The organism is Flagellimonas sp. MMG031 (assembly GCF_040112705.1).
In the GTDB taxonomy this organism is placed as follows: domain Bacteria; phylum Bacteroidota; class Bacteroidia; order Flavobacteriales; family Flavobacteriaceae; genus Flagellimonas.
The window spans coordinates 1,843,842-1,857,062 of the sequence record NZ_CP157804.1 but is presented as its reverse complement, the minus strand read 5'-3'; the positions used below and the strand labels follow the sequence as shown (position 1 = coordinate 1,857,062).

8 protein-coding genes are annotated in these 13,221 nt (G+C 45.3%); 5 read left to right on the top strand and 3 right to left on the bottom strand.

What is annotated here, in order from left to right; all coding sequences use genetic code 11:
* Nucleotides 1-5 precede the first annotated feature (5 nt).
* A complete protein-coding gene (locus ABNE31_RS08370) occupies nt 6-758 on the top strand; it encodes a C40 family peptidase (RefSeq protein ID WP_349353013.1) in 753 nt (250 codons plus the stop codon).
* A 50-nt stretch (nt 759-808) separates the two neighbouring features.
* On the opposite strand, the gene ABNE31_RS08365 is transcribed toward ABNE31_RS08370, so the two are convergent.
* Together ABNE31_RS08365 and gyrA are read right to left on the bottom strand one after the other, a co-directional pair.
* Nucleotides 809-2,071 carry a tetratricopeptide repeat protein gene (locus tag ABNE31_RS08365; RefSeq protein ID WP_179385396.1) on the bottom strand — a complete coding sequence of 421 codons (1,263 nt, stop codon included), beginning with the start codon at nt 2,069-2,071 and terminating at the stop codon, nt 809-811.
* A gap of 57 nt (nt 2,072-2,128) precedes the next feature.
* A complete protein-coding gene (gene gyrA, locus ABNE31_RS08360; protein WP_179385397.1) occupies nt 2,129-4,651 on the bottom strand; it encodes a DNA gyrase subunit A in 2,523 nt (840 codons plus the stop codon).
* Between the two features lie 261 nt (nt 4,652-4,912).
* Between gyrA and ABNE31_RS08355 the strand changes: the two genes are divergently transcribed.
* Nucleotides 4,913-7,468, top strand: coding sequence for an ATP-dependent Clp protease ATP-binding subunit (locus tag ABNE31_RS08355; protein WP_179385398.1), 2,556 nt, complete (start codon nt 4,913-4,915; stop codon nt 7,466-7,468).
* A 161-nt stretch (nt 7,469-7,629) separates the two neighbouring features.
* Nucleotides 7,630-8,049: an STAS/SEC14 domain-containing protein gene (locus ABNE31_RS08350; protein WP_179385399.1), complete on the top strand. Its 420-nt coding sequence runs from the start codon at nt 7,630-7,632 to the stop codon at nt 8,047-8,049.
* Nucleotides 8,050-8,052: 3 nt separating this feature from the next.
* Here ABNE31_RS08350 and ABNE31_RS08345 read toward each other — a convergent pair whose 3' ends face one another.
* Nucleotides 8,053-9,588: an NAD(P)H-hydrate dehydratase gene (locus ABNE31_RS08345; protein ID WP_349353012.1), complete on the bottom strand. Its 1,536-nt coding sequence runs from the start codon at nt 9,586-9,588 to the stop codon at nt 8,053-8,055.
* 257 nt (nt 9,589-9,845) lie between these two features.
* On the opposite strand from ABNE31_RS08345, the gene thrA reads away from it, so the two are divergent.
* Nucleotides 9,846-12,290: a bifunctional aspartate kinase/homoserine dehydrogenase I gene (gene thrA, locus ABNE31_RS08340; RefSeq protein ID WP_349353011.1), complete on the top strand. Its 2,445-nt coding sequence runs from the start codon at nt 9,846-9,848 to the stop codon at nt 12,288-12,290.
* A 3-nt stretch (nt 12,291-12,293) separates the two neighbouring features.
* The gene (locus ABNE31_RS08335; RefSeq protein WP_349353010.1) at nt 12,294-13,217 is read left to right on the top strand and encodes a homoserine kinase; all 924 of its coding nucleotides are present in this window, start codon (nt 12,294-12,296) and stop codon (nt 13,215-13,217) included.
* Nucleotides 13,218-13,221: the final 4 nt, after the last annotated feature.

Sequence of the window (13,221 nt, the reverse complement as noted above, 5' to 3'; positions counted from 1 at the left end):
CGTAAATGCAATATGGAATTTGTCCTCTAAGCGTTGTTCCTATTCGAACAAATCCGGACGATGGTGCCGAAATGTCATCCCAATTATTATATGGGGAGCATTTCAAAGTTTTGGAAAGTCGAAAAAAATGGAGCCGTATACGGACCGCTTATGATAAATTTGAAGGTTGGATAGCCAATAATCAGCTAACAATCATTTCCGAACCTGTTTACCATGAATTGGAGGGCTTGGAGACCCAAAAAGTCTGTTCCGACCTAATTTCCCATATCTGCACTCATGATGGCATGTTATTGCCCATTTTAATAGGCTCCATGGTCAATGCGCCGACTTTACTGCAACATTCCTTTGAGGGCAGCGTATGCCATGGTAAAAAATCAAAAGAGAGTTTGGTCGACACGGCCACCTTATACCTAAAGGCCCCCTTTTTGGCCGGAGGGAAGACCCCTTTTGGGATAGACTGCTCGGGCTTTACGCAAATGGTCTATAAAATAAATGGATATACGCTGGCCAGAACGGCCGTGGAACAATCCAAGCAAGGCGAAGCGTTGAGTTTTATAGAGGAGAGCGAACCGGGAGATTTAGCCTTTTTTGATGATAACGAAGGGATTATCGACCATGTAGGCATCATATTGCAGGACAACTACATTATCCATGTGAACGGTCATGTCCGGATTGACAGAATAGACCATACTGGCATATTCAATACCGAGGAAAAACTGTACACCCATCAACTTAGGGTCATTAAAAAAGTGATATAAAAAAAGCCCCAACATATGGGGCTTTCTTTTTATAATCTTTGTGATGATGACTACTCTCCCAATAGCTTTTTAATCCTCATGAAGTTTTCATTGTCGCCCAAGGCGCCGTAGATATTCTTCAATTGAGTAAGGATGCTTTCGTTGTCTGGATTGGATTGTAGCGCATCTTCCAAAACGGTAGCACCTTCCCTAAACAGGCTGTCCTTTTTATCCTTAAGCTCATCATACTTGGCAATATCGGCCTTGGAAGTACCCAAAGCGTTCATTTCGTCGATAAGGCCGTTACCTTCGTTTACGTAGGTTGTGGAAAGGTTCAACAATGCATTGATATAACCTGGGTCGATGGCCAATGCTTTTTTGTAAGCATCCCTTGCATCTTCCAAATTGCCTTGTTCCATGTTGATTACACCAATATTGTAGAGCAAATCTGGATTGTCCGGGGCCATGGCAGATGCCTGTCCCATCAATTCCTTAAACTTCTCCTTATCGCCCATGGTGTAGTGCAAGTTAGCCTCGCCCAAAACCAAGTTGACATCGTCCGGATTTTCCGCCCTTGCATCGGCATAAGCTGCAATCGCTTTTTCATTTTCTCCCATTTGTTGGTAGATCAACGCGATATTTTTAACGATTTCTGGCTTTTTGGATGGATTCACTTCTTCTTTGGGATCCTTGTGCGTTCCCGCTTTTACATAAAGGTCTCGGGTCGACTTGTCCATGGTCTCTGTTTCCCCAGTTTCCACATTCACCGCTGTGTAGGTCACAGATTCACCGTTATAGCCGAGATCCTTAAGCTCCTTATAGTATTTAAGGGCTTCATCGTAGTGTTGTCCATTCACGGCACTACTGGCCGCGTAGTATAGATACACGGTATCGCGTGGGCTAAGTTTGTAACCCATGTACAACTTTTCGGCAGCTTCGGCAAACTTTTGGTTGTTGTTGTCCTCAACGGCGGCGTTGACCAAATCAGCGGTCATCTGCCCCATCTTCTCCCGGGCCACGGAAGTATACTTTTCCTTTCCGCTGGCTTCTTCCACGGCAATCACCTTTTTATAGGCATCCAAAGCGGACTGGAAGGAGGCTACGTCGCCTTTTTTGGCCAATTCGTAGTTGGCATTTCCCAAAAGGGCATAATACTCGGCCTGATCTTTTTCCTTGGCCGAATCAATGGTAGAAGCAGCACTTACCAATGCAGCTTTTGCTGCTGCGGCATCACCGTCCTTTAACGCCTTTTCCGCCGTCTTCATCTCATCCTTTTGGGCAAAACCCATTGCGGATACTCCTATGGCTGTTAGTATTAATAATCTTGTTTTCATGTTTAAAATTGAAATTATTTAGTGTTTATCGATTACTCCTTAATATACAAATTATTGTTATTCGTCCCTATTTTCATCAATAGCCGTGCCATCTTCTCCTTTTACCTCGATGTCACGTATATCAACCTCATCGACATCATCGTCTTCTTTAACGACTTTGGCCACTGCGGCGATGGAATCGTTATCCTTAAGATTGATCAAGCGCACCCCTTGGGTAGCTCTTCCCATAACTCTTAGGTCCTCAACCCCCATTCGTATGGCAATTCCAGATTTATTGATGATCATGAGGTCATCCGTATCCGTCACGTTCTTAATCGCGACCAAACCGCCAGTTTTCTCGGTGATGGAAATGGTCTTCACTCCTTTTCCGCCACGGTTGGTAATACGGTAATCCTCTATATTGGAACGTTTCCCGTAGCCCCTTTCGGAAACCACCAAGATATCGTCCTCAAAATTGTGTACCGAAACCATACCTACAACTTCATCGTTGTCATCGGCCAAGGTAATACCACGAACACCGGATGCATTCCTGCCCATTGGCCTTGTCTTGGATTCCTCAAAGCGAATGGCTTTCCCTGATTTAAGACCAAGGAATATCTGACTGGTACCTGTGGTCAGTTTAGCTTCCAAAAGCTCATCATCCTCACGAATGGTGATGGCATTGATACCATTTTGTCGTGGTCTGGAATACTGCTCCAAAGATGTCTTTTTGACCGTACCCTTCTTGGTGGCCATAATCACAAAATGACTGTTCACGTACTCCTCATCCTTCAAATCTTGGGTACAGATAAAGGCTTTCACCTTATCATCCTGCTCAATGTTGATCAAGTTTTGGATGGCCCTACCCTTGGATGTCCTGCTTCCTTCCGGAATTTCAAAAACACGCATCCAGAAACACTTTCCTTTTTGTGTAAAGAACAGCATATACTGGTGGTTGGTACCCACAAATAGGTGTTCCAAAAAGTCCTCATTACGGGTGGATGAGGCTTTTTGCCCCACTCCTCCCCTATTTTGGGTCTTGTATTCGGAAAGTGGTGTTCTTTTGATATAACCTGCGTGGGAAATGGTAATGACCACTTGTTCATCAGGAATCATGTCCTCAATGCTCAAATCTCCACCGGCATAATTGATTTCAGACCTTCTGTTGTCACCGTATTTATCCTTGATCTCCAAAAGTTCATCTTTGATGATCTGCATTCTGCGCTCTTTCTTCTCCAGAATGTCCTTAAGGTCTTCGATGGTTTTCAACAATTCGGCATGCTCTTCGCGCAGCTTGTCCTGCTCCAGACCAGTCAATTGACGCAAACGCATTTCCACAATGGCCTTGGCTTGGACTTCTGTCAATTTGAAGCGCTCCATCAAACTGTTTCGGGCTTCTTCTACATTGGCGGACCCTCGGATGATGGCAATGACCTCATCGATGTTATCGGAGGCTATGATTAGTCCTTCCAAGATATGGGCCCTGTCTTCAGCTTTCTTCAGCTCGAATTTGGTACGTCTTACAACAACCTCATGCCTGTGCTCTACAAAATGGTAGATAATGTCCTTGAGGTTCAACAATTCTGGCCTTCCGTTGACAAGTGCGATATTGTTCACACTAAAAGAGGACTGAAGCGCCGTGTACTTGTACAACATGTTAAGCACAATGTTCGGAATCGCGTCGCGCTTTAGAATGTAAACGATACGCATCCCGTTCCTGTCGGACTCATCACGAATGTTGGATATGCCTTCTATTTTCTTTTCGTTGACCAAATCGGCGGTTTTTTTGATCATATCCGCCTTGTTGACCTGATAAGGAATCTCGGTAACAACGATACATTCCTTTCCTTGCACCTCTTCGATATTGGCTTTGGCACGCATCACTACGCGACCGCGGCCAGTATGGAAGGCCTCTTTTACACCATCATACCCGTAAATGATTCCCCCTGTTGGGAAATCGGGAGCTTTGATGTGCGTAATCAATTCATCGATTTCGATATCATTGTTGTCAATGTAGGCCACGGTACCGTCCACCACTTCGGACAGATTGTGGGGCGGCATATTGGTGGCCATACCTACGGCAATACCCGAAGCACCATTTACCAAAAGGTTGGGAATACGGGTAGGCAGCACTGTGGGCTCCTCAATGGTGTCATCAAAATTGAGCTGATGATCTACGGTATCCTTATCGATATCGGCCAACATCTCTTCGGCGATCTTTCGCATTTTGGCCTCGGTGTAACGCATGGCCGCTGGACTGTCACCGTCCACGGAACCAAAGTTACCTTGGCCATCGACCAACATATACCTAAGGCTCCATTCCTGGGCCATACGGACCATGGTATCATAAACGGAAGAATCACCATGTGGGTGATACTTACCCAAAACCTCCCCTACAATACGGGCCGATTTTTTGTGCGAACTATTGGCCCTTACCCCTAAATCGTGCATTCCGTAGAGCACTCTTCGGTGGACCGGCTTTAAACCATCACGAACATCTGGCAGGGCACGTGACACAATGACCGACATTGAATAATCAATGTAGGCAGATTTCATCTCATCCTCAATGTTGATAGGAATTAACTTTTCTCCTTCCGCCATCCTTATTTTGTATTGTTATTTTGTGGTTAAATTATCATGGCAATATACAGAAAATAGCAGCCTTTATAGCCCTTTGCGAATACTTTATTAAAAAAATTATCAACAGTTGGGCTATTGCGGAAGTTGCCATAATAAAGGTTTGTTAAATCGCCAAAAAACATTAATTATTCCGACATTTACCATTACTTTATCGAATAAGGGTACGGTATTTGACCACCATAACAATACTTTTATTAATTTTAATTGCTGAAAGAGAAACGTATGGACGATAATTTTTCCCCCCGCGTAAAGGACGTTATAGCATACAGCAAGGAGGAAGCCCTCAGACTGGGCCATGACTTTATTGGCACGGAACACCTGATGCTTGGTCTTTTAAGAGACGGAAATGGCAAAGCCATAAATATATTGGATGCACTCGATGTGGACTTGGACCACCTGCGTAGAAAGGTGGAAATCCTGAGTCCGGCAAACCCAAATACGGGCACTATGCAGAAAGATAAGAAGAACCTTCACCTCACCCGCCAAGCGGAACGGGCGTTGAAGACCACTTTTCTGGAAGCAAAGCTTTTCCAGAGTTCTTCCATCAACACAGCGCACCTGTTGCTCTGTATTCTGCGTAACGAGAACGATCCAACTACCAAGCTGTTGCACAAACTGAAAGTGGATTATGATAACGTCAAGGAACAATTCAAATCCATGATCACCAGCGACGATGATTATATAGATACACCCCAAGCGGAATCTTTCCCTGGGGACACAGATGATATGGGAGATAGCAAAGAAAGTTCCTTCGGCTCAGGTGCTTCCCAAAAAGGAAGCAAAAAGTCCAAGACCCCGGTTCTGGACAATTTTGGACGGGACCTTACCCGCTTGGCCGAGGAAAACAAATTGGACCCCGTAGTGGGCAGGGAAAAGGAAATTGAGCGCGTTTCTCAAATATTGAGCAGGCGAAAAAAGAACAATCCTCTCCTTATTGGTGAGCCCGGTGTGGGTAAAAGTGCCATCGCCGAAGGATTGGCATTGCGCATTATCAACAAAAAGGTTTCACGAATCCTGTACAACAAAAGAGTTGTGACCTTGGATTTGGCCTCTTTGGTGGCCGGAACCAAATATCGTGGACAGTTCGAGGAGCGGATGAAAGCCGTGATGAACGAATTGGAGAAAAACGATGACATCATACTATTTATTGATGAGATACATACCATCGTAGGAGCCGGTGGGGCAACGGGCAGTTTGGATGCTTCCAACATGTTCAAACCTGCATTGGCCAGAGGCGAAATACAATGTATCGGTGCCACCACACTGGATGAGTACAGGCAGTACATTGAAAAAGACGGTGCCTTGGAACGTCGCTTCCAAAAGGTAATGGTAGAGCCCACCTCCGTGGAGGAAACTATTGAGATCCTGATGAACATCAAGGCCAAGTACGAAGAGCACCACAATGTCAATTACACGGACGAAGCCATTTTGGCCTGCGTAAAATTGACCAACAGATATATGACCGACCGTTTTCTACCGGACAAGGCCATAGACGCCTTGGATGAAGCCGGTTCGCGTGTACACATCGTCAATATGGATGTTCCCAAGCAAATCTTGGAACTGGAAAGCCAATTGGAAGATGTGCGCGAACTGAAGAACAGTGTCGTCAAAAAACAGAAATACGAAGAAGCGGCCAAGCTAAGGGACGATGAAAAGCGTCTTGAAAAGGAATTGGCCACCGCTCAGGAACGCTGGGAAGAAGAAAGCAAACTGCACCGGGAAACCGTTACCGAAGACAATGTGGCCGATGTAGTTTCCATGATGAGCGGAATTCCCGTTAATAGAATTGCACAAACCGAAAGCAACAAACTGGCCGAACTGCCCAACCTCATCAAAGGTTTTGTTATCGGTCAAGATGAAGCGGTATCCAAGGTTGCCAGGGCCATACAACGGAACAGAGCAGGACTTAAAGACCCGAACAAACCCATAGGTTCGTTCATTTTCTTGGGACAGACCGGTGTCGGTAAGACCCAGCTGGCCAAAATCTTGGCCAAGGAACTCTTTGACTCCGAAGATGCCCTTATCCGAATCGATATGAGCGAGTACATGGAAAAGTTCGCCATATCGCGATTGGTGGGAGCGCCTCCCGGATACGTAGGCTATGAAGAAGGTGGACAATTGACGGAAAAAGTTCGTCGCAAGCCATACTCCGTAGTGCTACTCGATGAGGTGGAAAAAGCCCACCCGGATGTATTTAATATGTTGCTGCAGGTATTGGACGATGGCTTCCTAACGGATAGCCTTGGGCGCAAAATCGATTTTAGGAATACCATCATCATCATGACCTCCAATATTGGGGCCAGACAGTTGAAGGATTTCGGGCAAGGCGTCGGTTTCGGAACAGCTGCCAAAAAAGCGCAGGCCGACACCCACCAGAAAAGTGTCATTGAAAACGCCCTGAAAAAAGCTTTTGCCCCTGAATTCTTGAATAGGATAGACGATGTAGTGGTCTTCAACCCATTGGAGCGGGAGGATATCCACAAAATCATCGACATCGAGCTCAACAAACTGTACCAGCGCATCAAGGATATTGGTTACGAACTAAAACTATCCGATGAAGCCAAGGATTATATTGCTGACAAAGGTTTCGATAAACAATATGGGGCACGACCGCTAAAGAGAGCCATCCAAAAGTATATTGAGGATGCTCTGGCGGAAGAAATCGTAAATTCCAAATTGGAAGAGGGTGATAGCATCTTCATGGAACTTGACGAGAAAAAAGAGGAACTCACCATCGAGATTAAAAAAGCAGAGAAATCACCTGAAGCCGAAAAGTAACTTCACAGGATGATCATAAAAAAGAAAGCTGACAGTCGTCAGCTTTTTTTATGCCCTGTATTTACCGTATAAACGATATTTTAGCGTTTAATCTATTATTTTTTCGTTAAGTGTGATCCACACATACTTTCGTAAGCGAGACACTATAATTACACTTGGGGATGAAAATAACTTCTAATAAGAAGACTGTGGTGGTACGCGAGTATCAGCTGGAGGTGGGAACCGTGCAGGTCTTTGACAACTACATGGTCGCTTCTTTCGATGAAGGTGCCACCATAACACTGGAGAGGACCTATCAAATCATCGGTATTTCTGAAATACATTTTAGGGACAAGGACTTTGGTTACATCAGCCTGAGAAAGAATTCCTATGCGATAGATCCCACCGTGTACAATTATTTGAGGGGGTTGGACAACCTCAAGGCCTTCGCCATTGTTTCCAAGAAAGAAATTGATATGCACAATTTCAATATTGAAAAGATGTTCTACAAAAAACCCATGGAGTTTTTTATCGAATATGACAATGCCCTAGCTTGGGTACAAAAAAGACTAGGTCTCAAAAAAGGGCGGAACAGCGCTTAATCCTTAAGCATTGTCCTTCTGTTCCACTTCGGGTTGACGAAATAACTCCTTATAAGCGTTCCCGATATGTTCCACTATATCGGATGCCTTCATGGCCTCATATCCTTTTACAGACACCGCCAAATCTCCCGCCAAGCCGTGCAGATAAACACCAAACATCGCAGCTTCTAAAGATTCGTATCCTTGCGCGATAAGACCTGTGATCATTCCAGTGAGCACATCTCCTGAACCAGCGGTTGCCATACCGGGATTCCCCGTAGTGTTCACATAGCCCCTATCCTTATATACGGTAATCGTATGCGCCTCTTTAAGTACAAGGACCACGTCATACTTCGCCGAAAAGGCCATGGCTTTTTCCAATTTTTCAAAATCTGAATTCCAATAGCCCATTAGGCGGGCCAATTCTTTCGGATGGGGTGTTAGTACCGACATTTTCGGCACATCTTTCAACATTTCCGGGTTTTGGGACAAAATGTTCAACCCATCGGCATCGATTACCATGGGCGCGTCGGAACTCTTCAAAAAACCGGCGTAGGCCGAAACCGTATCATCGTCCATGCCCATTCCCATACCTACCCCAACAACGGTGGCCTCAAATGGAATTTCAATATCTGAAATGTACTTTTCGCGGGAACCTGTCAAAACCATAAGCTCTGGAACCGCAGTTTGAAGAGCATCGTAACCGCATTTGGGCACAAAGGCCGTTACCAATCCGCTTCCAACAGTCAAACAGGCATTGCTCGCCAATTGAACGGCCCCAATTTTCCCATAACTTCCTCCTATAATGACCGAGTGGCCATAATTTCCCTTATGCGAAAATTTTAATCTAGGTCGATAAAGCGGCAAAACCTCTGGTCTACCAATCAATTCAAACGTAGTCTCGGTCTTGGTAATGTAATCAGCATCCAGACCTATATCCAAAATCTCCCATTGGTTGAGATACACACCTGTCTCTGGCAAAAAGAACACCAACTTTGGAAATTGGAAACTAAGCACATAACTGGCCTGTATCACGTATTCGGGGTTCCATGGAGCTTTGTCCACAGGCAACCCCGAGGGAATATCAACGGATAAAACAAAGGCCTGGGAAGCATTGATATGGGCAATCAAATTTCCCACCCAATCGTCCGGGGCACGGTTGAGACCAATCCCAAAAATAGCATCTACAATAATGTCATTGGCCGATAGTTCAGGCAGATCACTTTCCTCAGCGATCACATTGGGCCATACTTTGCTCTCTTTTAACCGTTTCAGATTCAGCAGAAAATCCTCCGAACGCTTATCGCTATAATTGACCACATGTACCCCGATGGAGTACCCATGTTGCCGCAACTTTCTGGCCAGTACCAAACCATCGCCACCATTGTTACCAATGCCGCAAAACAATTGAATATTTACTTGGGTGCCCCGCAAACGGGAATGCAGCCACTCAAAGAGTTGGTCCGCAGCTCGTTCCATAAGCTCCTCGCTCTTTATCTGTTCTTCTTCAATTGTGGATTTATCAGCTTGATAGATTTGATCGGCAGAAAATATTTTCATTCAGCAAAAAATATGGTGTATTAATACAGATTTCGCAAAACCAACTCGTATGATTTGATGCGGTTATCAAAAATACTACATTTAACACCTCAATTGTGAGCAATGGAGATAAAACAAACGGATAACAACTGGAATTTGATGAATACTTGTTCATCTATCTTCACCATTACTATTACCACCCCTTTGGGGTAAGTCTGCTATATATCAATCCGTCCGTTTTTTAATCTGTTTACAACTTTTTTCAACACCTTTTATTTATGAAAGTTCTAAAATTTGGAGGCACTTCCGTAGCCAATCCAGAAAACATCAATAAGGTCAAATCTATCTTGGCCCAACAGAAAGAGCAGCAAATTGCGGTAGTCGTTTCCGCCTTTGGAGGGGTGACCGACGTGCTTCTTAACGCCTCTCAAGCGGCTTCCCAACAAGATATCGACTATAAAAATAGCCTCAAGGCGATTGAGGACCGGCACATATCGGCCATTCGCGAACTGATTCCCGTCAAGTCACAAAGTGCGGCGTTGAGCAAGGTAAAAAGCGAGCTGAACGTACTGGAAACCCTTTTGGAAGGTTCTTTTTTGATTGGGGAGATAACGCCAAAGCTTTCCGATAAAATCGTCAGCTATGGGGAACTCCTTTCCTCATTTATCATCAGTGAATTTTTGAAATCCGAAGGATTGGATGCAGTTTACAAGGACAGTAGGGAACTCATCAAAACCGACAACCATTTTGGCAAGGCCAATGTCGACTTTGCAATCACCAATGCCAATTGCAAGGCCTATTTTGACTCCGCCGAACATCAAATCACCCTATTGCCTGGATTTGTGGCTTCCAGTAAAAGTGGCGATTTGACTACTTTGGGCAGGGGAGGTTCCGACTACACCGCTGCAATCATCGCCGCCGCTGTAGATGCCGATATGTTGGAAATATGGACCGATGTAAGCGGAATGTACACGGCCAACCCCAAGTTGGTGAAACAGGCGAAGTGCGTGGCCCACATCAGCTATCAAGAGGCCATGGAACTTTCCCATTTTGGAGCCAAGGTACTCTATCCGCCTACCATTCAACCCGTATTGGGCAAGGAAATTCCGATTGCCATAAAAAACACTTTCGACCCTGAAAACCCAGGTACGCTAGTGGCCAAAAACACCAATGGAAATGGCAAAACCGTGCGAGGCATCAGTCATGTGGGTAACATTAGTCTATTATCGCTTGAAGGTCCCGGAATGATTGGAATTCCAGGTATCTCCAAACGCTTTTTTGAGACGCTTTCGGTCAAGAACATCAGTATTGTGCTGATTACCCAAGCCTCATCCGAACATTCCATCTGCGTAGGTATTGCCGACCAAGATGTGGATGTGGCAGCGGAGGCCGTAAACGAAACTTTCGAATTCGAGATTTCCACGAAAAAGATAAAGCCGGTCATCGTTGAAAAAGACCTTACCATTGTAGCCTTGGTCGGTGATAATATGAAGAGCCATCAAGGACTGAGCGGTAAAATGTTCAGCACCTTGGGCAAAAACAATGTGAACATTCGGGCCATTGCACAAGGAGCATCCGAGCGAAACATATCGGCTGTCATCAAAAAAGAGGACGTCAAAAAAGCGCTCAATTCGCTTCATGAGACCTTTTTTGAGGAAAACATCAAGCAGCTCAACCTTTTTGTAATGGGTGTTGGAAACGTAGGCTCCAAATTCCTGGCACAAATCCGTCAGCAGAAAAAATATTTAAAAGAAGAGCTAAAACTGAATGTACGCGTCATCGGCATGAGCAACTCCAGAACCATGGCCTTTGATGAAAACGGGATTTCCCTAAAGGATTGGGAAAGCATATTGGAGCAAGGGGAACCGGCGGACAAGCAGAAATTTTTCGACCGCATCAATACCTTGAACTACCGCAACAGCATTTTTGTAGACAACACGGCGAGCGAAGAAGTCTCGAAAAGTTATGCGAGCTACCTCAAAAACAGCATTTCGGTGGTGACCTGCAATAAAATTGCTTCTTCTTCGGACTATGCCTACTACAAGGAGTTGAAACAATTGGCCAAACAATATAGCGCCCCCTACCTCTTTGAGACCAATGTAGGGGCCGGATTGCCCATCATCGACACCTTAAAGCATTTGATTGCCTCTGGGGACAGGGTCCGAAAAATACAGGCAGTGCTATCGGGCAGTCTCAATTTTGTCTTTAACACCTTCGATGATTCCACCACCTTTCACGATGTGGTAAAACAGGCACAGGAACAAGGGTACACCGAACCGGACCCGACCATCGACTTGAGCGGCGTGGACGTGATGCGAAAGATTTTGATATTGGCTAGGGAGAGCGGTCATCAATTGGATATCGATGACATTGAAAATGAATCTTTTCTGCCGAAAGAAAGCTTGGATACCGATTCGAATGAAGCCTTTTTTGAAAGCTTGATAAAATATGAGGACGATTTCCAAAAATTGTACAGCGACGCAGCTGCGAAAGACTGCAAATTAAAATATGTGGCACAGTTTGAGGATGGAAAGGCGAAAGTGGGCCTACAGCAAATTCCTAAGGGGCACGATTTTTATAATTTGGAAGGCAGTGACAATATCGTTTTGTTCTTTACCGACCGTTATGTGAACCAACCCTTGATCATAAAAGGTGCCGGGGCGGGGGCAGATGTGACTGCATCGGGTATCTTTGCAGATATTGTACGAATCGGAAATTTTTAACCCATGGAAGAAATCAAGGTATTTTGCCCGGCGACCATAGCCAACGTATCCTGCGGATTCGATGTGCTCGGTTTGGCGTTGGATTCGGTGGGTGATGCAATGACGGTTCGCAAGATTCCCGAAAAAGGGATTCGTATTTCAAAAATCATGGGGCAAGACCTTCCTTTGGAAGCTGAGCAAAATGTTGCAGGTGTTGCTGGTTTGGCGCTTTTGGACAAAAGTGATTACGAGGGCGGATTTGAGATTGAAATTGATAAGCGCATCAAACCTGGGAGTGGTATTGGCAGCAGCGCAGCCAGCTCCTCTGGAGCGGTTTGGGCCATGAACGAACTCTTGGGGAAGCCCTTTTCAAAGCTCGAATTGGTCGAGTTTGCCATGCAGGGAGAAAAACTGGCAAGCGATGTGGCCCACGCCGATAACGTGGCCCCGGCCATTTATGGTGGTTTTACGTTGGTCCGGAGCTACGAACCTTTGGACATTATCCCCATACCGACACCTTCGGAATTGTACGCAACGGTAATCCACCCACAAATTGAAATCAAGACGTCCGATTCCCGAAAAATTTTGAAGACGACCATTTCCATGCAACAAGGCATTCGGCAATGGGGCAATTTGGGCGGACTCATCGCCGGGCTTTTTCAGAATGATTATGATTTGATAAGTCGTTCCTTGGAGGATCATATCGTAGAACCCATCCGTTCCATTTTGATTCCCGCTTTTGACGACATCAAGGCCAACGCCTTAAAGGCAGGGGCACTCGGCAGTGGTATTTCAGGCTCCGGACCCTCTATTTTTGCCTTGAGCAAAGGTGAAACGATAGCCCAACAAGTGGCAGCATCCATGAAGGAAACCTATCAAAATATAGGTATCGATTTCGACATCCATATTTCCAAAGTAAACAGCCAAGGCGTAAAAAAAATTACCTAAAGCC